Source organism: Mesorhizobium sp. 1M-11 (genome assembly GCF_001303895.1).
Lineage (GTDB): Bacteria > Pseudomonadota > Alphaproteobacteria > Rhizobiales > Rhizobiaceae > Mesorhizobium.
In genome coordinates this window covers 731670-757072 of sequence record NZ_LJSD01000011.1, presented here as the reverse complement: position 1 = coordinate 757072, position 25403 = coordinate 731670, and the positions used below count along the sequence as shown (strand labels likewise).

General features: G+C 63.1%; 24 protein-coding genes. 12 read left to right on the top strand and 12 right to left on the bottom strand.

The annotated features are described in order from the left end of the window. Nucleotides 1-9: 9 nt before the first annotated feature. The 4 genes from AO692_RS07405 (at nucleotide 10) to AO692_RS07390 (ending at nucleotide 3127) form a co-directional block, all read left to right on the top strand. Nucleotides 10-465 carry a cupin domain-containing protein gene (locus tag AO692_RS07405; RefSeq protein WP_054309365.1) on the top strand — a complete coding sequence of 152 codons (456 nt, stop codon included), beginning with the start codon at nucleotides 10-12 and terminating at the stop codon, nucleotides 463-465. A gap of 110 nt (nucleotides 466-575) precedes the next feature. Then, complete coding sequence (locus AO692_RS07400; protein ID WP_054309364.1) at nucleotides 576-1418, top strand: enoyl-CoA hydratase family protein; 843 nt, start codon at nucleotides 576-578, stop codon at nucleotides 1416-1418. Between the two features lie 2 nt (nucleotides 1419-1420). Beyond that, complete coding sequence (locus AO692_RS07395; protein WP_054309363.1) at nucleotides 1421-2608, top strand: acyl-CoA dehydrogenase family protein; 1188 nt, start codon at nucleotides 1421-1423, stop codon at nucleotides 2606-2608. 81 nt (nucleotides 2609-2689) lie between these two features. After that, nucleotides 2690-3127: a RidA family protein gene (locus AO692_RS07390; protein WP_244483270.1), complete on the top strand. Its 438-nt coding sequence runs from the start codon at nucleotides 2690-2692 to the stop codon at nucleotides 3125-3127. Between the two features lie 53 nt (nucleotides 3128-3180). Here the strand turns inward: AO692_RS07390 and kynA are convergent, their stop codons facing one another. From kynA to AO692_RS07375, 3 genes are read right to left on the bottom strand one after another with little or no spacing between them, the layout of a single operon-like run. After that, nucleotides 3181-4017 carry a tryptophan 2,3-dioxygenase gene (kynA, locus tag AO692_RS07385; RefSeq protein WP_054309362.1) on the bottom strand — a complete coding sequence of 279 codons (837 nt, stop codon included), beginning with the start codon at nucleotides 4015-4017 and terminating at the stop codon, nucleotides 3181-3183. Continuing rightward, entirely contained in the window at nucleotides 4014-5207 is a 1194-nt protein-coding gene (gene kynU, locus AO692_RS07380; RefSeq protein WP_054309361.1) for a kynureninase, read from the bottom strand. Before kynU ends, kynA begins: the two co-directional genes overlap by 4 nt. Nucleotides 5208-5209: 2 nt before the next feature. Continuing rightward, nucleotides 5210-6829: an AMP-binding protein gene (locus AO692_RS07375; protein WP_054309360.1), complete on the bottom strand. Its 1620-nt coding sequence runs from the start codon at nucleotides 6827-6829 to the stop codon at nucleotides 5210-5212. A gap of 226 nt (nucleotides 6830-7055) precedes the next feature. Between AO692_RS07375 and AO692_RS07370 the strand changes: the two genes are divergently transcribed. Next, entirely contained in the window at nucleotides 7056-7886 is an 831-nt protein-coding gene (locus tag AO692_RS07370; protein ID WP_054309359.1) for an alpha/beta hydrolase, read from the top strand. 6 nt (nucleotides 7887-7892) lie between these two features. Here AO692_RS07370 and AO692_RS07365 read toward each other — a convergent pair whose 3' ends face one another. From AO692_RS07365 to AO692_RS07345, 5 genes are read right to left on the bottom strand one after another with little or no spacing between them, the layout of a single operon-like run. After that, complete coding sequence (locus AO692_RS07365; RefSeq protein ID WP_054309358.1) at nucleotides 7893-8393, bottom strand: 4-vinyl reductase; 501 nt, start codon at nucleotides 8391-8393, stop codon at nucleotides 7893-7895. Then, on the bottom strand, nucleotides 8393-9151 hold the full coding sequence (locus AO692_RS07360) for an aldolase/citrate lyase family protein (protein WP_054309357.1): 759 nt from the start codon (nucleotides 9149-9151) through the stop codon (nucleotides 8393-8395). The genes AO692_RS07365 and AO692_RS07360 overlap by 1 nt, the downstream gene beginning before the upstream one ends. A 13-nt stretch (nucleotides 9152-9164) precedes the next feature. Then, nucleotides 9165-9695: a flavin reductase family protein gene (locus AO692_RS07355; protein WP_054309356.1), complete on the bottom strand. Its 531-nt coding sequence runs from the start codon at nucleotides 9693-9695 to the stop codon at nucleotides 9165-9167. After that, the gene (locus tag AO692_RS07350; RefSeq protein ID WP_054309355.1) at nucleotides 9695-10789 is read right to left on the bottom strand and encodes an LLM class flavin-dependent oxidoreductase; all 1095 of its coding nucleotides are present in this window, start codon (nucleotides 10787-10789) and stop codon (nucleotides 9695-9697) included. Before AO692_RS07350 ends, AO692_RS07355 begins: the two co-directional genes overlap by 1 nt. Beyond that, a complete protein-coding gene (locus AO692_RS07345; RefSeq protein ID WP_054309354.1) occupies nucleotides 10786-11496 on the bottom strand; it encodes a GntR family transcriptional regulator in 711 nt (236 codons plus the stop codon). The genes AO692_RS07350 and AO692_RS07345 overlap by 4 nt, the downstream gene beginning before the upstream one ends. 276 nt (nucleotides 11497-11772) lie before the next feature. Between AO692_RS07345 and AO692_RS07340 the strand changes: the two genes are divergently transcribed. The 3 genes from AO692_RS07340 (at nucleotide 11773) to AO692_RS07330 (ending at nucleotide 14701) form a co-directional block, all read left to right on the top strand. After that, the gene (locus tag AO692_RS07340) at nucleotides 11773-12987 is read left to right on the top strand and encodes a pyridoxal phosphate-dependent aminotransferase (RefSeq protein ID WP_082407238.1); all 1215 of its coding nucleotides are present in this window, start codon (nucleotides 11773-11775) and stop codon (nucleotides 12985-12987) included. A 68-nt stretch (nucleotides 12988-13055) separates the two neighbouring features. After that, on the top strand, nucleotides 13056-13856 hold the full coding sequence (locus AO692_RS07335; protein ID WP_054309353.1) for an ABC transporter substrate-binding protein: 801 nt from the start codon (nucleotides 13056-13058) through the stop codon (nucleotides 13854-13856). 170 nt (nucleotides 13857-14026) lie between these two features. Further along, entirely contained in the window at nucleotides 14027-14701 is a 675-nt protein-coding gene (locus AO692_RS07330) for an amino acid ABC transporter permease (protein ID WP_054309352.1), read from the top strand. A 47-nt stretch (nucleotides 14702-14748) separates the two neighbouring features. On the opposite strand, the gene AO692_RS07325 is transcribed toward AO692_RS07330, so the two are convergent. Further along, nucleotides 14749-15504, bottom strand: a complete 756-nt coding sequence (locus AO692_RS07325) for a YbaY family lipoprotein (protein WP_054309351.1) — start codon at nucleotides 15502-15504, stop codon at nucleotides 14749-14751. A 242-nt stretch (nucleotides 15505-15746) separates the two neighbouring features. Between AO692_RS07325 and AO692_RS07320 the strand changes: the two genes are divergently transcribed. After that, a complete protein-coding gene (locus AO692_RS07320) occupies nucleotides 15747-16727 on the top strand; it encodes a sugar-binding transcriptional regulator (RefSeq protein WP_054309350.1) in 981 nt (326 codons plus the stop codon). Between the two features lie 96 nt (nucleotides 16728-16823). Next, a complete protein-coding gene (locus AO692_RS07315) occupies nucleotides 16824-18881 on the top strand; it encodes a bifunctional aldolase/short-chain dehydrogenase (RefSeq protein ID WP_054309349.1) in 2058 nt (685 codons plus the stop codon). Nucleotides 18882-19103: 222 nt separating this feature from the next. Here the strand turns inward: AO692_RS07315 and AO692_RS07310 are convergent, their stop codons facing one another. The 3 genes from AO692_RS07310 to AO692_RS07300 all read right to left on the bottom strand — a co-directional run bounded on the left by AO692_RS07310 (nucleotide 19104) and on the right by AO692_RS07300 (nucleotide 22776). Then, nucleotides 19104-20159 carry a substrate-binding domain-containing protein gene (locus tag AO692_RS07310; RefSeq protein ID WP_054309348.1) on the bottom strand — a complete coding sequence of 352 codons (1056 nt, stop codon included), beginning with the start codon at nucleotides 20157-20159 and terminating at the stop codon, nucleotides 19104-19106. 41 nt (nucleotides 20160-20200) lie between these two features. Further along, complete coding sequence (locus AO692_RS07305; RefSeq protein ID WP_054309347.1) at nucleotides 20201-21190, bottom strand: ABC transporter permease; 990 nt, start codon at nucleotides 21188-21190, stop codon at nucleotides 20201-20203. 74 nt (nucleotides 21191-21264) lie between these two features. Next, a complete protein-coding gene (locus AO692_RS07300; RefSeq protein ID WP_054309346.1) occupies nucleotides 21265-22776 on the bottom strand; it encodes a sugar ABC transporter ATP-binding protein in 1512 nt (503 codons plus the stop codon). 138 nt (nucleotides 22777-22914) lie between these two features. Here AO692_RS07300 and mtnK point away from each other — a divergent pair, with 138 nt between their 5' ends. Both mtnK and mtnA read left to right on the top strand, forming a co-directional pair. Beyond that, nucleotides 22915-24186, top strand: coding sequence for an S-methyl-5-thioribose kinase (gene mtnK, locus AO692_RS07295; protein WP_054309345.1), 1272 nt, complete (start codon nucleotides 22915-22917; stop codon nucleotides 24184-24186). Beyond that, nucleotides 24183-25283: an S-methyl-5-thioribose-1-phosphate isomerase gene (mtnA, locus tag AO692_RS07290; RefSeq protein ID WP_054309344.1), complete on the top strand. Its 1101-nt coding sequence runs from the start codon at nucleotides 24183-24185 to the stop codon at nucleotides 25281-25283. The genes mtnK and mtnA overlap by 4 nt, the downstream gene beginning before the upstream one ends. The last annotated feature ends 120 nt before the right edge of the window (nucleotides 25284-25403 follow it).

Here is a 25403-nt window from a genome sequence, read left to right as displayed (position 1 = left end):
GAGGAACGCATGACTGAGAAAGCACTGGAAAAGGGCATCACTGAAAACGGCACCGGCTACGAAGCGACCGAGTGGAATATCCTCGGCCAGCGCTACTTTCCGAAGGCCACCTGTGCATCGAGCTTTGCCTTCGAGACCAACAGCGATGCAGGCCAGTTCGTGCCGGTGCACATTCATCCGACGCAGGAGGAGTTCATTCTCGTGCAGGAGGGACAGCTGGAACTGAAGCTCGATGGCAAGTGGTTCACCGCCAGGGCAGGCGACCTGGTGCGCATGCCGCGCGGTGTCCCGCACGGCTATTTCAACAAGTCCGACAAGCCGGCGCGTGCGCTGTTCTGGGTGTCGCCGGCCGGCCGGCTCGAGGACCTGTTCAAGAAACTGCACAACCTCACCGATGTCGAGGAAGTGGTGCGGCTCTCGGCTGAGCATGACGTGGATTTCCTGCCGCCGTCGGCCAACGACTGACGAACGGCCGCATGACAAGACGACAGACCGGCACGCCGATGGCGTGCTGGGAGCAAGCAAGGCCTGCACGCCGATAGGCGTGCTGGAATCAAGCAAGGATAGAATGAGCGATGACCGACGCGATGCTGGACAAGAAGCGCCCCTTCAAGGGCCACAAGGCCAAGCACTTCCTGTTCGAGACCGATGCGGACGGCCGTGTCGCCACGATCACGCTCAACCGGCCAGAGCGCAAGAACCCGCTGACCTTCGAGAGCTATGAGGAACTGGGCGACCTGTTCCGTTCGCTGCACAGGGCGAGCGACGTACGCGCCATCGTGCTGACCGGCGCCGGCGACAATTTCTGCTCCGGTGGCGACGTGTTCGAGATCATCGAGCCGCTGACCAAGATGGCGATGCCGGAGCTCCTGGCCTTCACCCGCATGACCGGCGATCTGGTCCGCCAGATCCGCGCCTGCCCGCAGCCGATCATAGCTGCGGTCGACGGTATCTGCGCCGGCGCCGGAGCGATCCTGGCGATGAGCTCGGACTATCGCGTCGCCACCCCGGAAGCAAAGACCGCCTTCCTGTTCACCCGCGTCGGTCTGGCTGGTGCCGACATGGGCGCTTGCGGCATCCTTCCGCGTATCATCGGCCAGGGCCGCGCCGCCGAGCTGTTGTTCACCGGCCGCTCGATGTCGGCGGCCGAAGGACACGCCTGGGGCTTCTACAACGCGCTGCACGAGCGCCCCGTGTTGCTGGCCGAGGCGCAGCGTTTCGCCCGCAATCTCGCCGATGGACCGTGGTTTGCGCATTCGATGACCAAGAAGATGCTCGACCAGGAATGGTCGATGGGGATTGAGGAACTGATCGAATCCGAGGCCCAGGCGCAGGCCATCTGCATGGCGACGGGCGACTTCCGTCGCGCTTTCGAGGCCTTCGCCGCCAAGGCGAAGCCGGTTTTCGAAGGAAACTGACGATGGACCATCCGCAACGCTCCAGCGGCCCGACGCGGGATCATCTCGACTGGCCGTTTTTTGCCGAGAACCACAAGAAGCTTGCCGCCGACCTGGATCATTTCATTGCGAGCGGCAGTCTTGGTCATATCGACCATCACGATGCCGACGGCGCCTGCAAGGGGCTGGTTCGCAAGCTGGGCGCGGGTGGTTTCCTGCGCCACTGCGTGCCATCGGAATTCGGTGGCGCGGCTGCGGAAATCGACAGCCGTTCGCTCTGCCTGATCCGCGAAACACTCGCCTATGCCGATGGGCTGGCCGATTTCGCCTTTGCCATGCAAGGGTTGGGGACTGGCGCCATCAGCCTTTCAGGCTCGCCCGAGATCAAGCAGAGCATTTTGCCCAGGATCGCAAAGGGCGAACTGATCTCGGCCTTCGCACTGACCGAACCAGAAGCGGGCTCGGACGTCGCCGCGATGAGCACCTCGGCTGAGCGCCAGGGCGACGCGTTCGTGCTCAACGGCGAGAAGGTCTTCATCTCCAACGGCGGCATTGCCGACGTCTATACCGTCTTTGCCCGCACCGGCGAGGCTCCCGGCACGCGCGGCATCTCCGCCTTTGTCGTCCATGCCGATACGCCGGGTTTCCACATCGCAGAGCGCATCGAGACGATCGCGCCGCATCCGCTGGCTCGTATCCGCTTCGAAAACTGTCGCGTGCCGGCGGCGAACCTGCTCGGTCAGCCGGGTGAGGGCTTCAAGATCGCCATGCGCACGTTGGACATCTTCCGCCCATCCGTCGCCGCTGCTGCGCTCGGCTTTGCACGCCGCGCCCTGGACGAGGCGGTGGCACACGCCAAGTCGCGAAAAATGTTCGGCGCCACGCTTGCCGACCTGCCGACCGCGCAGAGCACGCTGGGCGAGATGGCAACGGCGATCGATGCCGCATCGCTCCTGACCGTGCGCACCGCCTGGCGGCGCGACGTGCAGAAACTGCCGATCACCCGCGAGGCGGCGATGGCCAAGATGACGGCCACGGAAAACGCGCAATGGGTGATCGACCAGGCGTTGCAGATGTTCGGTGGTCGTGGCGTGCGTGTCGGCGAGATTACCGAGACGCTGTACCGCGAGATCCGCGCACTGCGCATCTACGAGGGCGCCACCGAAGTTCAGAAGCTGATTATCGGCCGTGAGCTGATGAAGAGTGCTTAGAGAATCTTTGTTTCTACGCATCGTGCTTTCCGAAAATCGATCCCGATTTTCGGGCCGATGCGCTAAATGACTGGAGTAGACATGAACGTGACTGCCATGCCCGAACAGAAGACCGCCACGACGCCGCATCGGGTATTGCAGCCCGAGGGCTGGGCGAAACCGATCGGCTATGCCAACGGCATGGAAGCGCGCGGCCGTACCATCTTCGTGGGTGGCCAGATTGGCTGGAATGGCCAGTGCAAGTTCGAGGTTCACGATCTGCCGGGCCAGATCAGGCAGACGCTGGAGAACGTCATCGCGATCCTGCGCGAGGGCGGCGCCGGTCCAGAGCACATCACGACCATGACCTGGTATGTGCTCGACCGCAAAGCCTACTCCGCTTCGCTGAAGGAGATCGGTGCGGCGTGGAAAGCCACCATGGGCCGCAACTTCCCGGCCATGGCGGTGGTCCAGGTCTCGGGCCTGATCGAGGACGAGGCGCTGGTGGAGATCCAGGCGACGGCTGTCGTCCCGGATTAAGGGCCATTTGCCTTCTCCCTCAGGGGGAGAAGGCAAAGCCCGCGACAAGAGCGCTACAGCACCGTGCGGACGGTCCACAATTCCGGGAACAGCACCACTTCCAGCATCTTGCGCAGATAGGAAACGCCGCCGGTGCCGCCGGTACCGCGCTTCAGGCCGATGATGCGTTCCACGGTGGTGACGTGGTTGAAACGCCAGCGCCGGAAATAGTCCTCGAAATCGACGAGCTTTTCGGCGAGTTCGTAGAGATCCCAGTATTTCTGCGGCGCGGCGTAGACCGCCTTCCAGGCCTCGAGCACTTGCGGGTTCTCCTCGCGCGTCTCACGCCAGCTGGTGCGGCTGGCGTCGGCGCCGATGTCGAAGCCGTTGCGCGAGAGGAGCAGCAACGCCTCGTCGTAGAGGCTGGGTTCGGCCAGGATTTCCTCGAGTTTGGCGATCAGGTCCGGCTGGTGCGCATGTGGCCCGAGCATGGCGGTGTTGCGATTGCCAACCAGGAACTCCACTGCGCGATACTGATAGGACTGGAACCCTGACGACTGGCCGAGCGAGTTACGGAACTCGGTGTATTCGCTGGGGGTCATGGTGCGCAGCACGTCCCAGGAATTGTTCAGCTGCTCGAAGATGCGCGCCACGCGCGTCAGCATCTTGAATGCCGGTTGCGGCCTATCGGAACGGATTTCGCGCATGGCCGAGCGGATCTCGTGGATCGCCAGCTTCATCCACAGCTCGGATGTCTGGTGCTGCACGATGAACAGCAATTCGTCATGCGCGCTGGAAAGCGGCTCCTGCGCATCGAGCACGCGCTCGAGATGCAGATAGTCGCCATAGGACATGCGTTCCTTGAACGACATCTGCGCGCCTTCCTTGGAAGGATCGTAGGGTTTGCTCATGTCACCAGGGCTTTCTTGCGGTATTGCGGCTCGTCCCAGCGCCGGTTGTTCATGATGTCTTCCAGCACGCCGACCGCGCCGAGCACTTCCTGCTCGCCGATATAGAGCGGTGTGAAGCCGAAACGAACGGCGTCAGGGGCACGGAAGTCGCCGATGACGCCGCGCGCGATCAGTGCCTGCATGATGGCGTAGCCTTCCGGATGGCGGAACGAAACCTGGCTGCCGCGCTCGGTGCCATTGCGCGGCGAGGCGAGCGTCAGTTCCGGGCAGCATGCTTCGACTTCGCGGATGAAGAGGTCGGCGAGCGCGATCGACTGCTTGCGCACATCGGCCATGGAGACGCCTTCCCAGGCGTCCATCGCCGCATCGAGCGCCGCCATGGCGATGACCGCCGGCGTGCCGACACGCATGCGATCGATGCCGGCGCCCGAGCGGTAATCGAGGTCGAAAGCGAAGGGGCTTTCATGGCCGAGCCAGCCGGACAGGGCAGGGCGCACCTTGCCGGCATGTTTCGGCGCGACATAGATGAACGCCGGGGCACCTGGGCCGCCATTGAGATATTTATAGGTGCAACCGACGGCGAAATCCGCCCTGGCGCCTTCAAGGTCGACGGCGAGCGCGCCAGCCGAATGCGCGAGATCCCACACGGTCAGCACGCCGGCGGCATGTGCCTTGGCTGTCAGCTTCTTCATGTCATGCAAGCGGCCGGTGCGGTAGTCCACCTCGGTGATCATCAGCACGGCGACGCTTTCGTCGATCGCGGCTTCGACCTCTTCCGGATCGACCACCTTCAACTCGTAGCCCTTGTCGAGCGAGCCCAACAAACCCTGTGCCATGTAGAGGTCGGATGGGAAGTTGCCGTTGTCGGAAAGCACGACACGTCGCGACGGGTTGAGGTCCAGTGCGGAAGCGAGCGCCTGGTAGACCTTGATCGACAGCGTGTCACCAACGACGACGGTGCCTTCCGGCGCGCCGATCAGCTTGCCAATGCGATCGCCGAGCTTGCGCGGCTGCATCATCCAGCCGGAGGCATTCCAGCCGCGGATCAGCTGCTCGCCCCACTGGGCTGTCATCATCTCCTGCACGCGTTGGGTGGCGCTTTTCGGCAGCGGACCCAGCGAATTGCCGTCGAGATAGAACACGCCGTCCGGCATGTGGAAGAGGCTGCGTGTTCTTGCGAAGTCGGTCATGATCAGTGGGTGTCTTTCAAGCGGAAGCGTTGGATCTTCCCGGTCTGGGTTTTCGGCAGCGCATCGATGAACTGGATCGAGCGCGGATATTTGTACGGTGCGATGGTCGCCTTGACATGGTCCTGCAGGCGCTTGCGGGTCAGGTCATCGGCCGCCACGCCCTCTATCAACACGACATGCGCCTGAACGATCTGGCCACGCTCCTCATCGGGTGCACCGATGACGGCGCATTCCTTGACATCGGCGTGCGACAGCAGTGCGGCCTCAACCTCCGGCCCGGCGATGTTGTAGCCGGCCGAGATGATCATGTCGTCGGAGCGCGCGGCGAAATGCAGATAGCCATCCTCGTCCTGGAAGAAGGAGTCGCCGGTCAGGTTCCAGCCCTTGCTCACATATTTCAGCTGACGGTCGTCTGCCAGATACCGGCAGCCGGTCGGACCCCGCACGGCGAGCCGGCCGACTTCGCCACGGGGCAATTCATTCATGTCCTCATCGACGATCTTCGCCTCATAACCGCCGACAGGCTTGCCGGTGCAGGCCGGTTTGGAATCGCCGAAACGGTTGGAGATGAAGATATGCAGCATCTCGGTGGCGCCGATGCCGTCGAGCATCGGCTTGCCGGTCTTTTCCATCCATTCTTCATAGACCGGGGCCGGCAGCGTCTCACCCGCGGAGACCGCAGCGCGTAGCGAAGAGAGATCGGCGCCTTTGTCCATCGCCGCCAGCATGGCGCGATAGGCGGTCGGGGCCGTGAAACAGACGGTGGCGCGATAGGTCTGGATGATCTCGACCATGTTGGGTGGTGAGGCATTTTCCAGCAAGGTCGCTGCTGCGCCGAACCGCAGCGGGAAGATCGCCAGCCCCCCAAGACCGAAAGTAAAGGCCAGCGGTGGCGAGCCGATGAAGATGTCGTCCGGCGTCACGCTAAGCACCTCGCGGGCGTAACCGTCGGCGATGATGAGAAGATCGCGATGGAAATGCATCGTCGCCTTCGGCATGCCGGTGGTGCCGGAAGTGAAGCCGAGCAGGGCGACATCGTCGCGGCCTGTCTTGACCGCGTCGAAGCGCACGGATTTGTCGAGTGCGACGCGGTCGAGCTCGGCATCGTGATTGGCGGTGCCGTCGAAGCCGATGACCTGCTTCAGGAAGCTGCTCTGCTTGGCGCAGGCCACCATTTCTTCCATCAGCCTGGTGTCGCAGAGCGCCAGCGTGATTTCAGCCTTGTCGACGATCTGAGCAAGTTCACCGGCGCGCAGCATCGGCATGGTGTTGACCACCACAGCACCTGCCTTGGTTGCGGCAAGCCAGCAGGCGACCATGGCGGGATTGTTGGCCGATCGGATCAGTACGCGATTGCCTGGCTTGACGCCGTAGTTTTCGACGAGTGCATGTGCCAGCCGGCTGGTCCAGTCGGCCAGTTCCTTGTAGGTGCGGCGGCGGCCGTTGCCGATCAATGCAGTGTGGTCGCCGAAGCCTTTTTCGACCATGCGGTCGGTGAGCTCGACACCGGCATTGAGGTGATCGGGATAGTCGAAACCGTCGAGCAGGAAATCGGGCCAAAGGTCCGGAGGTGGGAGATTGTCTCGTGCAAACGTATCGGTATGCGCCGTCGGCCCAAGCATCTCGTTCGATCTCCCAGCTTCCGTAAGGTTTGCGCCAGCCGTCTTGGTGCAGCTTGTTTGTCGGCGGTGCCGGCTCGTGGACTGCGTGACTGCACGCCCACCCGTTCCGCTGGCAGAAACGCTCGCATAGCGCCGGAGTTATTTCAAGCATAAAGTTTATCGTTGCGCTGGCCCGACGCTTGCCTATTGTAGGCTGGCCAGAACAGGCGAGGGAGAGGTAGCGAACATGGTCGTTCACAAGATCGTCGACTGGGACAACGCCTACACCAATGGCGCCAACATCGCCGGAGGCGATCGCTGGCCCGAGGCCTGGGTCGCGCCGGCGGCAGCATACCGTGATGAACTGGCGGCGTCAGGCCGCGCGCAACTCGACATCGCCTATGGCGAGGGTACACGTAACCGGCTCGACCTGTTCCTGCCCACCGGTACACCGAAGGGGCTCCTCGTCTTCGTGCATGGCGGCTACTGGATGGCGCTCGACAAGAGCTTCTGGTCGCACCTGGCGCGTGGCGCCGTCGAAAGCGGCCATGCGGTAGCGATGCCGTCCTATACGCTGGCACCCGAGGCGCGCATCAGTCAGATTTCCGCCGAAATCGGCGCGGCCGTAACGAAGGCGGCCGAACTGGTCGCCGGTGACATCCGCCTGACGGGCCATTCGGCCGGTGGCCATCTCGTCACGCGCATGATTTCAGCGACATCGCCGCTGCCGGAGGCTGTGCGTCGCCGTGTCGTCAACACGGTCTCGCTGTCAGGCGTGCATGACCTGCGGCCGATCATGAACACAGGCATGAACAAGACGCTCAAGATCGACACCTCCGAGGCTGCCGCAGAGAGCCCGGTTCTGCTGCCGCCGATGGATGGTGCCAGGCTGGTGTGCTGGGTGGGCGGCGGCGAACGCTCGGAATTCATCCGCCAGTCGGATCTCCTTGCCAATATCTGGACCGGCTTGGGAGCCTCGACCGGCTTCTACGCCGAGCCGGACCGGCATCATTTCAGCGTCATCGATGGGCTGGCGGATGCCACACATCCGCTGACCCGAACCCTGCTGGAAGGCTAGCCAGCGTCAGATCTGACGCGCCTCGAAGCGGCAGGCCGGGGCACCGCAGGCGGCGCATTCGGTTTCGCGCGCGACGATATCGTCACTGTCCAGCACCATCCGGCTGACCGCCGTTACCATGCCTGCAATGGCATGGCAGACGGGTTGCGATGCGGAGCCATAACCAGCCGCAAAGGGGCTGTTCCGGACCGTGAGTTCGATGCCGGACGAAACTCTGGCAAAGGACCAGGCGCCCCAGCCGAGATCTGGCGCGGTGCCGGCCACGGTCGACAGCAGGGCGTCGGCATTGCCGCCGCCATGCGCCTTGTAGGCACGCGCGCTGTCGCCGCCCATTTCGATCACAGAGGCCGCGAGCGCATCCAGTGCCTTCAGCCGGGTTTCGTCATCAAGCCGGCGGAACAGGCCCATCAGCGCCTCGGGCCGCATCAGCATGTAGCGACGGCTTTCATCCAGTACCTGGCCGCTGCCGCTGTCGAAATCGAGCCGCTCGCGAAAAGGTGCTTTCATCATGCCGCCCCGGCGAAATCGCGCACCACGCCGTTGAAGGCATCACGCACCACCTCGACATCGGAAGCGAGCACCACGAGATGATAACCTTCGGCGCGCCGTTCGAGCGCCTTGTCGACATTGCCGGTGAAGATGCCGCAAGGAATGCCGGCTTTGGCGCAGGCTTCCTTCACGCGCAGGCAACCCTTTTCCGTAGCGTCGCTGTCTTCGCCGCGTGCCGCATAGGAAATGCCGAGATCGCCGGTGCCGATCAGCACGAAATCCAGTCCGGGAGCGGCAACGATGGCCTCCGCATATTCGACACCGGCGGCGGTCTCGATCATCAGGCCGACGGCCACATGGCCTGCCCGTTCGAGATAGGTGCCGAAACCCATGGCCAGCGGCCGCACGCCGCCGCCGGAGCGATGGCCGTGCGGCGGAAAACGGGCGGCAGATATTGCCTGCTCGGCCTGTTCGCGGCTTTCGATCAGGGGCACCAGCACGCCGTCGCAGCCGGCATCCAGCGCATTGCCGATCGCCGTCGTCGAACTGTCCGCCACGCGCGCGATCACCGGAGCCGTGCCCGCGGCGATGCCGACGGTCGTTTCCAGCGAGCGGCGATCCCACAGCCCGTGCTGCAGGTCGATGACAAGTGCGTCGGCGCCGGAATGCGCTGCCATTTCGGTGATCGAGGCATGGCCGAGCGTCAGCCAGACCAGGCCGAGCTGTTCGTTGGCGGCAAGCCGGGTTTTCAGCCGGCCGGACAGGACAGGGGACATCGGCTGATCTCCGTTATTGACCGTTTACAGTGATAAAGCGCCCGTGGGCATAGAAGATCGGCTCGCGCTCGACACGGTCGAGCGTCACCTTGGTCACCAGGCCGATCAGGATCAGGTGCGAGGCGCGTGCGATGATCTCGCCAACCTGGCACTCGAACACCGCGCGGGCGCTGACCAGCAGGGGCGCGCCGGCCTCGCCGCGAACCCACGAGCCTGCCGAGAAACGCGCCACGCCCTTGGCCGTCGTCATGCCACCGAAGACACGCGCGACATTCTCCTGGTCTGCCGCCGGCAGGTTGACCGAAAAGGCCATGTCCTGCCGGGTCAATGAAGCGAAGGTGCTGTTCTTGTGCACGCAGGCGAGCAGCGAAGGCGGCTCAGCGCTGAACGAACAGACGGCGGTTGCCGTCAGCCCGAAGCAGCCATGCCCGGCGTCCTCGGCGGCCAGGATCGCGACAGCGCCAGCCATCGCGCGCATGCCTTGCTTGAAGCCGCGCGGGTCGACCGTGCCGTGCGCGGGCAGCGCGCCGGTTGCAGCGTCCATCAGTTCATCCTCAGCCCGGCTTTCCGCATCAACGGCAGCACGCGGTCGCAGAAGAACGGCAGGTCATAGGTGTAGTTGACGAAGGAGAGTGCCGCGCCTGCATAGCCCTGTTCCATGATGCGGATCAGGTCGTCGACGATCTTCTCCGGCGTGCCAACCAACGGATAGGTGCCCGCGCCGCCGGCGAAGCGCTGGCGATATTCAGTGAACGCCTTGTCGTCGTGGGAATGCGCGAATTCCTTCTTTTTCTTCATATGCTCGTCGACGGCGCCCTTGTCTGCGAGTTCGAGCGCGTAGCGGCGGTAGTAGTCCTCCGCCTCCTGCTGCGTTTCGCGGCAGACCACGTGGCAGACCGTGTAGACGCCGACGTCGCGGCCGACTTCTGCGGCGCGGTTGGCGATGTCCACGACATGGGCGCGGCCTTCCGAAATCTCGGAGAAGGTCGAGAACAGATAGTCGCAATGCCGCGCCGCGTAGTTGCGGCCGGGTGCACCGAAGGCGGCGTTCATCGTCACCGGGCGCGGTGCCTGCAGGCTGGCAGGCCGGCTCACCACACCCTTGAGGTCATAGAATTCGCCGGCGAAGTCGAACGGCTCGCGTGACTTGTAGGCGCGTTCGATGATGGTGATCCATTCCTCGGCCTGGTCATAGGTGCGCTCGCCGACCGTCTGGCCGAACATGGCGAACTCGTCCGGGTTCCAGCCGCAGACGATGTTGAGGCCGGCGCGGCCGCCGGAAATATGATCGACCGTGGCAAGCGCCTTGGCGGCCTGCAGCGGATGGACCAGGGGCACATGCACGGTCATGAACAGGGCGATGTTTTCCGTCGCGGTCGCCAGCCCTGCCGCCCAGGTGAAGGTCTCGAACGACCATTCGCGTGCATGGGTGACGCCGCCGAAACCGCGCCAGCGTGCGATCGGCAGCAGGAATTCGAGCCCTGCACTGTCGGCGATGCGGGCGGCGTTGAGATTGTCGTCCCAGCGGGCACGCCAGCGCTCGGGCGCCGTCGTCATCGCCAGGCCGCCGTCGGCGTTCATGGAGAACACGCCGAGCTTGAACTTGTTCGGGCCTTTGAGTGGATGCGGCTTGATCATTGCGATTGTCCCTGAGAGCGACGACCTTCGTCGCTGGCGGTCTCCAGCGCCCTGGTGAGCGTGACGAAGCGCTCCTCCGCATGCTGGATGAAGGTGGTCATGTGGTCGAAAGCGGCCATCGAGTCGCGGCTGGTGAAGGCGTCGTAGAGCTTGCGCATGCCGGCGAGCACGATGGCCTGTGTCGGTTGGTGCGTCAGCGTGCCGAGGCGCACGACCTGCACGTGGTCGGCGAAGCGGGCGATGGCCGAAGCAAGCCGGTCGTTGTCGACGGCCTCCAGCCAGGACCGGCGGAAGCGGACATTGGCCTGGAACAGGAGCTCGGCGTCGGCTGTTTCTACAGCTTCTTCAGCGTCTTTCAGCGCTTCAGCTAGGCGCTCCATACCTGCCGCATCAAGCGTACGGGCAGCGTGGGCGGCAGCACGCGGCTCCAGGCAGCGCCGTACTTCGAAGATGTTGGCGACATCGGTCGGCGTCAGTGTCGGCAGCATGAATCCCCGCGTCGTGCCGACGAGGTAGCCTTCGTGGGTGAGCTGCAGCAGGGCCTCACGCACAGGCATGCGCGATACGCCGAGATTGCCGGCGATCTCCACGTCGACCAGCCGGTCGCTGGCCCCGAATGCGCCGCGATGTATGCGGTCGCGGATGTCTTCATAGATCTGCGCGCGCAGGCTGCCGCCGGAGCCTCTGAATGGCCTCTCGTCAGACATCAAATCCTCCGCAAATCAGTATACAGTTGTTGCCGTTTTCTTGTCGCGCAAGGTTTTGATTTTTAACATGCGCGCTTCAAGAAGAGATCAAAACGCCGAATTTTGCGGAAGCTAACGCGCATTTTGACAGAAGCGCAAGCGGTTCAGTAAAAAATTTTAGGCTTGAACAGTATACTGTTTCGTGCGTTATTGAATGGAATTGACGAGGCGAAGTCTGAGCGTCGCGGCTTCGTTCTGGCGTGTTGTCGCCGGTGTGTCTTTGGGAGGAACTGCCATATGACCTTGAGCAGAAGTCGCGCATCCGCCTATCCGGCGAATGTCCGGCCTTTTCCGCCGCTCGAGGGCATTCGACCGCAGATCCAGGACCTGCGCACCGAAAATATCGCGCAGTTGGCCGCCAAGGCGCAGAGCCTCGGAGATGTCATTCCTCTCTGGTATGGCGAAGGCGACATGGTTACGCCGGGCTTTATCATCGATGCTGCCAAAGCGTCTCTCGATAACGGCCAGACCTTCTATATCCCCAATATGCGTGGTCTCGGTTCCCTGACGACCGCGCTGTCCGAATATCAGAGCAGGTTGCATGGTCGCCCGATCGCCGTCGACCGCTCGACGATAACCCCCGGCGGCATGCACGCCGTGATGCTGGCGATGGAACTGCTGGTCGATGTCGGCACCAATGTTGTCTACATCGAGCCGCAATGGCCCAACATCCACAACGCCATCCATCTGGTCGGCGGCGAACCGCGGCCGGTGGCGCTCGCCTTTGACGGTGAATGGCGGCTCGATCTCGATGCGGTGTTCGCGCGTTGCGACGCCCGCACCCGCGCCATTTTCCTGTCGACACCGAGCAACCCGCTGGGCTGGACGGCGACGCGTGAGGAATTGCAGGCATTGCTCGACTTTTCACGACGCACCGGCATCTGGATCGTTTCCGACGAGGTCTATGGCCGGCTCTACTTCGAAGGCGAGGTCGCGCCCTCCATCCTGCAGATCGCCGAGGACGACGACCGTGTCCTGGTGGTCAATTCCTTCTCCAAGGCCTGGGCGATGACCGGCTGGCGTATCGGCTGGCTGTCGCATCCGACCGGTGTCGCCGACCAGCTTGCTGCCATGACCCAATATGCCAACAGCGGTACCGCGGCCTTCGTGCAGGCCGGTGCCGAGGCAGCCTTGCGGCAAGGGGAGCCGCTGGTGGCTGAAATCCGTGAACGAGCAAGGCTCGGCCTGGACATCGCCTATGACGCTTTGGCCAAGCTGGACGGCATCATACTTCCATCCAAGCCGAAAGGCGGCATGTATGCCTTCTTCGCCTTCGAAGGACAGGAGGATTCGCGTGAAGCCTGCGCCCGCGTCATTGAGAAGGCGCGCGTCGGCCTCTCACCGGGCTACCTGTTCGGCAACGCGTCGCGATCTTTCCTGAGAATGTGCGTGCTGCGCGACCCGGACCAGATCCGGGAAGCCTCCGCGCGCTTGGTGTCGGCACTTTCATGACGAAGGGTCGCGTCCGGACAGACCCATCCCGCGGCAACGAACCGGCGGGCAATAGAAGGGGAACCAAAATGCTTTTCAATCGCCGCAATCTGATCGGTACCTTTGCTGCGTTGACGATGGGCTTCGGCGCCGCGTCGCTGGCGCATGCCGAAACGCTGCTGGTGGGTGCCTATCCGGCCAACCCGCCGTGGGAAAACAAGCTCGAAAGCGGCCAGTTCGAAGGCTTCGAGGTCGATCTCGTCAAGGAGATTGGCAAACGCATCGGCTCGGACGTCGAAATCCAGGACCTTGGCTTCCAGGCGCTGTTTTCGGCGACCGTTTCCGGCCGCATCGATCTCGCCATCTCATCGATCACCATCAACAATGATCGCTTGCAGAACCAGGCTTTCACGCAAGGCTATTACGACAGCGACATCGCCCTGGTGGCCAAGAAGGACACCCCGCTGAAGACGCTGGAAGACATGAAGGGCAAGACGGTCGGCGCCATCTCGGCTTCGGTCGGTGAAGCCTGGATCAAGGCCAACACCGAAAAGTACGGCATCAAGGAATATCGCGGTTACGACACGCAGCAGAATCTCATCCTCGACGTGCAGTCCGGCCGTCTCGACGGCGCCATCGGTGACATCGCCGGATTCCAGTTCGCGTTCACCAAGATGCCCGACATGGCCGTGGTGACGGCAATCCCGACAGGCGACAAGTTCGGCATCATGATGAAGAAGGGTTCGCCGCTGCTCGAAAAGGTCAACGGCGCTATCGATGCCATGAAGAAGGACGGCACCATGGCCGCGCTCCACAAGAAGTGGCTGGGTGCGGACGCTGCCGCGGAGTCCTCGACCAACAAGATCCTGCCCATTCCACAGGCTCAGTAAGCCCGGCTGGGGGCTTGGCCGATGCCGGCGGCGACACGTTGGACGCCGCCGGCATCGTGTCGTTCGGGAGGCTGCCAAAGGGCAGATCGCTGGGCTACAACCATGACCGGGAGCCGCAGGATTGCCGGAGACCCGGCATGCGACCGTAACGACGCAGACGGATCGTCACGATGGGATTGTTAGAAACCTTCTTCAACTGGGACGTTCTTGTCCGCGCCTTCCCGATGCTGCTGCGTGGGCTTGGCAACACGCTGCTGCTCGGTTGCGCTGCGATTGTCTTCGGCGGATTGCTCGGCCTGGGCGTGTGCCTGATGCGGCTCTATGCGCCGAAGCCGCTACGCCTGCTGGCGATCGGCTTCATCGATATCTTCCGCGCGACGCCGATCCTGGTCGTGCTGATCATGATTTATTACGCGCTGCCCTTTGTCGGCATCCGGTTGTCGGCCTTCACGTCGGCCACGCTCGCCCTGTCCATGGTGCTGGGAGCGTTCACGGCGGAAGTCTGCCGCGCCGGCATCGAGAATATCCCCAAGGGCCAGTTCGAGGCCGCTGCCGCGCTCGGCCTGCCGTTCTGGACCGCCATGCGCAAGGTGATCCTGCCGCAGGCGCTTCGTATCGTCGTGCCGCCCTTGACGAGCAATGCGGTCTCCATCTTCAAGGACACCGCGCTGGCTTCGGTGGTGGCGATGCCGGACCTGCTCAAACAGGCGACGGACGCGCAGGCGCTGATGGCCAACCCGACACCGCTGGTTGGCGCGGCGCTGATCTACCTTCTGTTCCTGTGGCCGTTGGTGCGGCTGGTCAGCTGGCTGGAGCAGCGCTCGAAGGCCGATCCCCGCGCATGACCTTCGAAGGCCGGCCAGGCAAAGCTGGCCGGCTGGAGGCATGAGGATCAGCCCATCCGCGAGAGCACCGCGACCGGACGGCCACGCCTGTCCAGCAAGGTGAGCTTGCGGCGACGCTGGTCGATGCGCCAGCTGCGCGCTTCGCCAAGCGCTGCGTGGAACTTGCTCTCCTGATCCATTATGGCCGGCGCGCAAGCCATCTGCGTGCTCATCAGGGAACCGAAGCGGATGCGGTTTCCGGTGATCTTGGCGCTGCCACCATAGCCGTTGCAGCCGCCCTTGCCGGATACGGCGCCGTTGGCGTCGATCTTGAGCGTGGTCTGCAGATTGTCGATCACGCCGCGACCATTGATGTCTTCGGCCAGCCATTCGCCGGCAATGCCAAGTTCGGCGCTCGGCTCACCGGCAACACGCTCGACACGGATCTCGGTGTTGTTCGGCCCGCCGTCGAAAACCGTATGGCGCGTCGTGTTGATGAACAGCAGCTGCTTGCCCTGGGTGATGCGGGCCTGCAGCGCATAGGTACGGCCTTTGCGAATCTGGCTGGAATCGAACGCCAACTTGTAGCGGATCGGGCTCGCTCTGGCGCGCCGGATGACATGGCGGGCAATTGTCTTGGAAGGCGCATCGGCCAGGGAAACATCGACTAGTGAGACCTCGACCGTGGAGTTTGGCGGCAGCATCATCCGCTCGCGATAGGTCACCGTTCCGGTCAGCGTCATGGTCCGCGCTTCGGCCTGCACTGCCGGCAAGGCAAAGGCGGCAGCCATCAGGCCGATCATGTGGCGGCGGTTGAGGTTCATCGTGGCAATCCTTTCCGTGGTTGGCCGGTCCTGCTTAAGGATGTGGATCGGCCGGACTGTCTCCCTGTGGTGCTCTTAAGAAGCAAGGTATGAACCCTTGCTGAACAGCTGTCGGTTGCAGCTTTGTCGGCATCGATAATTCAGGTTATCGTCTGACCGGGCCTGTGCACACCCTTGGCGTTATAAGCTTGTTTGACTTTTGTCAGTCGCCGTGAATAATGTCGAAAACGAGATTTCGACCTATGGCGATCCGGGCGGCAGATCAGATCATTCACAAGGCGGCGTGGCTTTATTACACGCATGGATTTCGCCAGGACGAGGTGGCGAAGAAGCTCGATATTTCGCGTGCTTCCGTTGCCACCTATCTGCGCAAGGCGCGCGAGACGGGTATCGTCAACATCTCCACATCCACCCAGCTTTTCACCGAGGATACGCTGGCGCGGGAGGTGGAGGATGCGTTCGGGCTCACCACCGTCTGGATCGCGCCGCAGGACCGCCAGGCGCTCGATGCCAGCGTGGAGGTACCGGCTCTCGCGGCAGGCGTCTTCCTCGATCTCGTCAATCGCGGCGATCGCGTCGGCGTTGCCTGGGGCCGCACCGTCTATGCCGTCGCCGATGTCATGTCATTTGCTGACCTGCAGGATGTCACCGTCGTGCAGCTCTGCGGCAATCTCGGGGCACCCTATTCGCAGCGCCCAGACCAGTGCACCATGGAGATCGCACGGCGGCTCAACGCCAAGGGCCTCAACTTCTACGCGCCACTGTCGCTCAGTTCCGAAAGACTGGCGCGCGAGCTGCGCGACGAACCGGTCATCAAGGAACAGCTGGCGCTGGTTGCGCATTGCGACCTGGCACTATTCTCGGTCGGCACCATCGATGCCGAAAGCCACATCGTCAAATGTGGTGCGCTGACCCCTGCGGAAATGTTCGCGCTGCGCGATCGGGGCGCTGCGGGCGTCATCGCCGGCCAGCTCATAGACACAACCGGCAACCTGCTCGACTGTGATTACAACCGCCGTGTCATCTCCGCCGACCTTGCCTCGATGCGCGCCATCCCCAAGCGCATGATGGTGGTGCAGGAGGACAACAAGCTGGAGCCGCTGCAGGCCGCATTGGCCGGCGGCCTCTGCTCGCACCTCGTGCTTCCCGCCGGCATGGCGCGGCGCCTGCTTGAGGCACAAGGTTCGCACCTGTCGCAAAAGCAAGATCGGCCTGACCTATAAGAACCCGACAGCCAACCCGGCAGGCCGAAACGCTTGCAGGATGACCGGCGCATGCACCCAACCCCCTCTATTCCAATTGAAAACGTGGACGACCCGATGAAAAATCTCTGGAACGACGCCGAAGCCGAAAACGTGGTGAAGGCCTACGCGGCAAAGGGCGTAGGGCGCGATCTGGCGTTGCGGGTCTACACGACACGGCTGCTCGGCGGCGAGCCGAGGCTTGTCCTGCATGGCGGCGGCAACACGTCGGTCAAGACCAAGGTCACCGATTTCATCGGTGACGAATGGGATGTGCTCTGCGTGAAGGGCAGCGGCTGGGACATGGCTGTCATCGAACCGCAGGGCTTGCCGGCAGTGAAACTTGGCACGCTGCTCAAGGCGCGCAAGCTGGACAGTCTCTCGGATGAGGACATGGTCGCCCTGCAGCGCGCCAACCTGATCGATCCGTCCTCGCCGAACCCGTCGGTGGAAACGCTGCTGCATGCCTTCCTGCCGCACAAATTCGTCGACCATACCCACTCCACCGCGATCCTCGCGATTGTCGACCAGGGCGGCGACAGCGAAGCGCTGTCGAAGAAGGTGTTCGGCGACAAGATGGGCTTCGTGCCCTACATCAAGCCGGGTTTCGATCTCGCCAAGGTCGCGGCCGATGTCTACGACGCCGATCCGAGCGTCGAAGGACTGATCCTCGACAAGCATGGCATCTTCACGTTCGGCGACGACGCCAGGCAGGCCTATGACCGCATGATCCACTATGTGACGGTGGCCGAGGATTATGTCGCCAGGAACGGCAGCAACCCGCTGAAGCCAGCGTCGCTGCCGGCCAGGCTGGCGAGGCCGGAAGAGGTTGCCTCCATGCTGCGTGGCGCTGTCGCCGTCGCCAGGGGCGAGGGCCGCTTCGACCGCATGGTCAGCGATTTCCGGACCTCGGATGCCATCCTGGAATTCGTCAATTCAGCGGCCATTGCCGACTACGCCGCTGCCGGTGTTTCGACGCCGGACCTGTCGATCCGCATCAAGACCGGACCGATGGCGCTGCCGGCGCCGGATGCCGCCGACCTTGCCGGCTACAAGGCCGAGATCGGTAAGCGTGTTGCCGCCTACATGGCTGAATACACCCGCTATTTCGAAGAGAACGATGCGCTGGACGATGTCAAGCGCACCATGCTCGACCCGATGCCACGCCTGTCGCTGGTGCCTGGGCTCGGCATGTTCGGTCACGGCCGCACGTTGAAGGACGCCAGGATCGCTTCCGACGTCGGCGAGATGTGGATCGAGGCGGTCAAGGGCGCGGCCAGCGTCGGCACCTTCCGTCCGCTCGCCAAGTCCGATCTGTTCCCGCTCGAATACTGGTCACTCGAGCAGGCCAAGCTCGCTTCCAACAAGCCGAAGCCTCTCACCGGCCAGATCGTGCTGGTCACCGGTGGTGCGGGCGCAATTGGTGCAGCCACGGCCAAGGCTTTCGCTCGTGAAGGCGCGCATGTCGTGGCGGTCGACCTCGATGCCGTCAAGGCTGCGGAAGCGGCCAAGGCTGCCGGCAACCATTCGATCGGCGTCGGCGCGGATATCACCAACCCGGCCGAGGTACGCGCAGCCTTCGATCAGGCCGTGAAGGTGTTCGGCGGCATCGACATCGTTGTTTCCAATGCAGGTGCAGCCTGGGAAGGCATGATCGCCGATATCGACGACGCGCTGCTGCGCAAGAGCTTCGAACTCAACTTCTTTTCTCACCAGAGCGTTGCGCAGAATGCGGTGCGCATTATGCGCGAGCAGGGCACCGGCGGTGTGCTTCTGTTCAATGCGTCCAAGCAGGCGGTGAACCCGGGCGCCAAGTTCGGTGCCTATGGCCTGCCCAAGGCTGCGACGCTGTTCCTGTCGCGCCAGTACGCGCTGGAATATGGCCCGATCGGTATCCGTTCGAACGCCGTCAACGCCGACCGTATCCGTTCCGGCCTGCTGACCGATGCCATGATCGCCAGCCGCTCCACGGCGCGTGGCCTTTCGGAGAAGGACTACATGTCCGGCAACCTGCTCGGCCAGGAAGTCACGGCCGACGACGTCGCCCAGGCCTTCCTGCATCAGGCACTGGCCGAGCGCACCACCGCGGATGTGACGACCGTCGACGGCGGCAACATCGCAGCGGCGCTGAGGTGATGTGAACAGCTTTGTGCTCTCTGCCTTTGCAAAGAGTTCAAGGACGCGACTTCTGACGGAATGATGGGCGCCCTGTGGGCGCCCATTGAATGCCGACAGCTGTCTCATTCCGCCGGAGCATGTTTCGAAAAGATACGACTGACAACGCAGGCATGCCGTCGCGCAATAAAAAAGCAGCCCGCCGAAGCGGGCTGCTCCCATGCTGTCGTTTGTCGTTGACGCCTATTTGGCGTTCGGATTCGGCATCCACTTCGGCATGGCGACATCGGCATGAGCGAACTGCGGCAGCTTGGCCGACAATTCTTCCATGTTCTTGATGTCCTTTTCGACCAGTTCCTTCTGGGTGATCAGCGTCGGCGGCACGATCACGCTCTTGCCTGGGTCTTCACCAGCCAGCAGCTGAGCCAGCGCGCGCACCGAGACCTGGCCGACGACAGCCGGGTTGGTGGCGGCGGTTGCTGCCCAGGCGCTGTCAGGTTCGCGCATTGCCGCAATGTCGGAGGTCGAGATATCGGCCGAATAGATCTTGATGTCCTTCGACAGGCCGGCCTCGTCCACCGCGATCTTCACACCCTTGGCGAATTCGTCATAGGGCGCGAACATCACCTTGATGTCGGGGTTCGCCGACAGCACCGAACGGGCCTGGTTGGCGACCGAGTTGGCGATCGGGTTGTCGAGAGTGCCGAATTGGGCGGCTTCGTTGATGCCCGAATACTTCTTCTTGAATTCCACCCAGGTCTCGTTGCGGCGGTCGAGCGGCGCGATGCCGGCGACATAGACGTAGCCGGATTTCCAGCTTTCGCCATTGTCCTTGATCGCCTGTTCCAGCGCGAGGCGGGCAAGGTCGCGATCCGACTGCTCGATCTGCGGGATCTTCGGGTTCTCGACATTGACGTCGAAGGCAACCACCTTGATGCCGGCGTCCACAGCGCGCTGGGCGGCGTCCTTCATCGATTCCGTCAGGCCGTGCTGGATGATGATGCCGTTGACGCCAAGCGCGATCGCCTGGTCGACCATGTCGGCCTGCAGGGCTGCATCCTGCTTGGAATCCAGCACGCGAAGGTCAACGCCGAGCGCCTTGGCCTGCGATTCCACGCCGGCCAGATAGGCCTGGAAGAAGTCGCCGGTGGAAAGATAGCGCACCAGCGCGATCTTGACCTGGCCAGGCTTGTCGAACGGTGCCGGCTTGTCCTGCGCCAGCGCGGGCGAAAAGCCCAGCGCCGTCGCGCCGAGCAGGCCGACGGCCAGCTTGGCGAATGTTCTGCGATCGAATTTCATCTAAGTCCTCCGCTTGGTTTTTTAGTCGTTGATTGCCGCAATTACCTTTTGGCCCTGGTCGACAGGGCAAATGTGAAGACGAGCGCCACCACGAGCACGGCGCCCTTGACGAAATCCTGGGTGTAGTAAGGTGCGTTCATCATGGTCAGTCCCTGCAGGAGCACGCCGACGAACAGCGCACCGACTGCAGTACCGAAGGCATTGGGCTTTGAGGCGCCCAGCACGGCGAAACCGATCAGCGCCGCCGCCACCGCGTCGAGCAGCAGATTATTACCCGAGGCGATGTCGCCGCGTCCAAGCCGGGCGGCAAGCAAAATCCCGCCGATTGAGGCGAATATGCCGGAAATGACATAGGCCCAGATCTTGTATGCCTTGACAGGCGCGCCGGCGAGTTCGGCCGCGCGCTCGTTGGAGCCGACGGCATACATCATGCGCCCGAAGCGCGTGTATTCGAGGAAGAACCAGATCGCGATCGCCAGCACAACCAGCACCACCACGGAAACCGGCACCAGGTTCGGCGCAAAGAAATCGAAGCGGTGGCGACCAAGCGCCAGGAAGGCGCTGCTGAATTTGCCTGGCGCGACCGAGCCGTCGGGCATCGTCATGCCGGCCGCGATCGAGCGGCCTTCGGTCGGGATGCGCTGCAGCCCGAGCAGCAGGAACATCATGCCAAGCGTGGCCAAAAGATCCGGCACGCGCATATAAACGATGAGGAAGCCGTTGATCAGGCCAATCAGCACACCGATGGCCAGGCAGACGAGAACCGCAACCAGCGCATTCTGGTCCAGAACCACCATGACATAGGCCGCGGCCATCATGGCGCTGGTCGCGACCGAGCCGATGGAAAGGTCAAAGCCGCCAACCACCAGCGTCGCCGTCACGCCGAGCGCCAGGATACCGGTGATCGCCACCGACTGGAAGATGAACACCGCACTCTGCGGCGACACGAAGCCGTCGGCGGTGGAGGCAAAATAGGCAACCAGTGCCGCGAACAGCACGAGGAAGCCGTAACGCACGGCGATATCACGCATTTAGGCGCAGACCTCGTTGCTCATAAAGTCTCCGGATAGCTGCGCCATTCGTGCCCCCTTTATCGCTCTCATTTTCAGGCCGCGCCCCGCGCCGTCTGGCCGGCGACTTCCGCCAGCAGGCGGTCCATGTCGATGCGCTCGTTCCTGTGCTCACCGACGATCGTATGCTCGGACATGACCAGGATACGATCGGCGGTCTCAACGGCCTCGTCGATCTCGGTGACGAAAATCAGCGTCGCGCGCCCGGCGGCATTTGCCCTGAGCTTGGCGGCGATGTCGCGCCGCGCGGCGATGTCCACGCCCTGGAATGGCTCGTCCAGCATGAACAGCGAGGATGGCTGCGCCATCCAGCGTGCCACCATCACCTTTTGCTGGTTGCCGCCCGACAGCGTCGACATCTCGTCCTTCTCGGATCGGCAGACGATGCCCAGTTCGCCAATCTGACGACGGGCAATCGCGCGTTCGGCGCGGCGACGCAGCACGCCGAAGGCCGAGATCCGCTTCAGGAAAGGCAGGCTCATGTTCTCGTAGATGTTGAAGGCGCCGACGATGCCGCTTTCGCTGCGATCCTTGGCAACAAGGAAGGCGCCGGCGCCGATCGCTTCGGCCGGTGTCCGGGGGCTATAGCTGCACCCGTTCAGGGTCATCGAACCGCCGAGCGGTTGACGCATTCCGAAGAGTGTTTCGGCGAGCGCCGTCTTGCCGACGCCGACCAGGCCGGTGATCGCGACGATCTCGCCGTCACCCAGGGACAGGGAGATCGGCTTGGCGCCGTCGGCGATCACCAGATTGTCGGCAGTGAAGATCGTGTTGCCGCCCGGTCTGGCGTCGAAGGCGCTCTGGTGAACCTTGCGGCCCAGCATGGCATTGACCGCGCCTTCATAATCGAGCGGCTTCTTATCGAACGTGCCGACGATCTGGCCGTCGCGCAGCGAGACGATGCGGTCTGCCAGGCGGCGGATGTCCGACATGCGGTGCGAGATGTAGAGGATGGCGACGCCGTGCGACTTCAGCCGGTCGACGAGCGCAAACAGCCTGTTGGCCTCGGCGCTGGAGAGCGAGGAGGTCGGCTCGTCGAGGATCAGCACCTTCGGCTCATGTGCCATGGCGCGTGCGATCGCCACCATCTGGCGGTCGGCCAGCGTGAGATCCCCGATCGAAGCGGCAAGGTCGATGTCGAGCCCCATGCGTTCGGCAACGGCACGCGCCTCTCGCTTTATGCGGCGCGGGTTGAGGAAGACAGGCTGGCCTTTGCCGCTCAATCGGTCGAGTGTGAGATTGGTGCCGACGTCGAGAGCGGCGACAACGCCGTCATTGATATTCTGATGCACGGTGACGACGCCGGCGCGAATGGCCTCCGCCGGGGTTTTCGGTGCGAAGTCGGCGGCGCCCAAGGTCATGGCGCCGCCATCACGCGAATGGACGCCACTGATGACCTTCACCAGCGTCGACTTGCCCGCTCCATTGGCGCCCATCAGCACGGTCACCTCGCCTGGATGCAGGTCGAGGCTGACGCCGCCAAGAACTTGGATCGAGCCGAAGGACTTCTTCAGATCCGCGATGCGGAACACGGCTTCTGCGGCCATTTTCTCCTCCTTGGCCCCGACGCTAGGAACAATCTCGTCATTTGTCAACACGATTGACAAATGACAGAATGGTTCCTAGCCTTTTACCTGTCATGACCGTTCGCTAACAGAAACGGGGACGCGGATCGGGAGGCCGACATGGCAAGAAATGCTTCATTCGAGGCGCTGACGGTTCAAACTTTGCCCGCGCGGCTTGGCGCTTTGGCGGCATTGACCGATCATCTCGGTGACGATGTCTCAGCCTGGCATGTACGCGAGGTCGGCGACGGCAATTTGAATCTCGTGTTTATCGTTGAAGGCCCGGCGGGCTCGGTTGTCGTCAAGCAGGCGTTGCCCTATGTCCGGTTGGTGGGCGAAAGCTGGCCGCTGCCACTGAAGCGCTCTTTCTTCGAATATCATGCGCTGATCAGGCAGGAAGCCCGCGCAGGCGAGGGCACGGTGCCGGCAGTGCTGTATTTCGACGAAGCGCAGGCGCTGATCGTCATGGAATATCTGACGCCGCATATCATCCTTCGCAAGGAACTGATCGCGGGCCGTGAACTACCGCGCATCGGCGTGGACCTTGGCCTGTTCGTGGCGCGCACGCTGTTCCGCGGTTCGGACCTGCATATGGCGGCGCGCGATCGCAAGGCTGACCTCGCCCTCTTCGCCGACAATGTCGAACTGTGCGACATCACCGAGAACCTGGTTTTCACCGATCCTTATTTCGAAGCGAAGCTGAATCACTACACGCCGGCGCTCGACCCGCTTGTTGCCGAACTGCGTGCCGACCGCGACCTCAAGGTGGAAGCGCAGCGCCTGAAGCATCTGTTCGCGGCAAACGCCGAAACGCTGCTGCATGGCGATCTCCACACCGGCTCCGTCATGGTGACGGAGACGGACACAAGGGTCATCGATCCCGAATTCGCTTTCTATGGGCCGATGGCGTTCGACGTCGGCATGCTGCTGGCCAATTTCTGGATGTCTTACTTCTCGCAAAGCGGGCACGAGCAGAACGGCTCGCGCGAAAGCATGCGCGCCTATCTCCTTGAGACCGTCACCTCGATCTGGGCTGTCTTCCGCACCGAGTTCTCGCGCCTTTGGCGCAGCGAGCGCACTGGCATGCTCTATGCCCGCAGCCTGTTCGAGGACCGCGGCGATCCGCTCGGCGCCGAGCAGGCGCTTGACCGCATTCTGAACGACATCTGGCAGGATCTCTTGGGATTCGCGGGCGTCGAATGCCACCGCCGCATCCTCGGTCTCGCTCACAATGCCGATTTCGAGACCATCGAGGACGAAGCCAGGCGCGCCGTCTGCGAGGCCAAGGCGCTGCGTTTCGGCCGCCATGTCGCGGTCAACCGCCGCGCCATCCACAGCATTGAAGAGGTCAACGCGTTCGCCGCGCTGATCGAAAAAGGAGCATACGCGTGAACGTCGGCGGCAAGCATTTTCGCACCATCTGGCTGAACGAGGACGGCCGTTCCGTCGACATCATCGACCAGCGTTGGCTGCCGCACGAATTCCGTGTCGTCACACTGTCGACGGTGGAGGATGTAGCTGTCGCCATCCGTGACATGTGGGTGCGTGGTGCGCCGCTGATCGGCGTCACCGCAGCCTACGGCATGGCGATCCAGATGTTGGCCGACGCATCGGATGCTGCCCTCGATGCCGCCTGGGAACAGCTCCACGAGACGCGCCCGACAGCGATCAACCTGCGCTGGGCACTCGACGAGATGCGCAAGCTCCTGAAGCCGCTGCCGGTTTCCGAGCGCGTCGCAGCCGCCTACAAGCGCGCCGCCGAAATCGCCGACGAGGATGTCGAACTCAACCGCTCGATCGGCGGCAACGGCCTCGCCATCATCAAGGAGATCGCCGCCAGGAAGAAGCCGGGCGAGCGCGTCAACATCCTCACCCATTGCAACGCCGGCTGGCTGGCGACGGTCGACTACGGCACCGCCACTGCCCCGATCTATCTGGCGGTCGAGGCAGGTATTCCGGTTCACGTCTATGTCGATGAGACACGCCCGCGCAACCAGGGTGCCCAGCTCACCGCCTGGGAGATGGCCGGACATGGCGTGCCGCATACCTTGATCGTCGACAATGCCGGCGGTCATTTGATGCAGCATGGCGATGTCGACATGGTCATCGTCGGCACCGACCGCACCACCGCCAATGGGGATGTCTGTAACAAGATCGGCACCTACCTGAAGGCGCTCGCCGCGAAGGACAACGACATTCCCTTCTATGTCGCCTTGCCGTCGCCGACCATCGACTGGACCGTTTCCGATGGGCTGGCCGAAATCCCGATCGAAGAGCGCTCCGGCGAAGAGGTCTCCTATGTCCAGGGCAAGACCGAAAGCGGCGAGATCGCCCGCGTGCGGGTATCGCCTGAGGCGTCGCCAGCCGGCAATCCGGCCTTCGATGTGACGCCGGCGCGTCTCGTCACCGGCCTGATTACGGAACGTGGTGTCGCCAACGCTTCCCGCGATGGACTGGCTGCCTTGTTTCCGGAGCGCAAGCAAGGCTAACGCCGCACCTCGGCAGTCTCCCGCTTCCATTCAACTCTGACCTGTCGTGAGCCCGCCTTGGCTGATTGAGCCTTGGCGGGCCTCACGATTCGCGCAATATGGACGTTTCGGCGCGGTCGT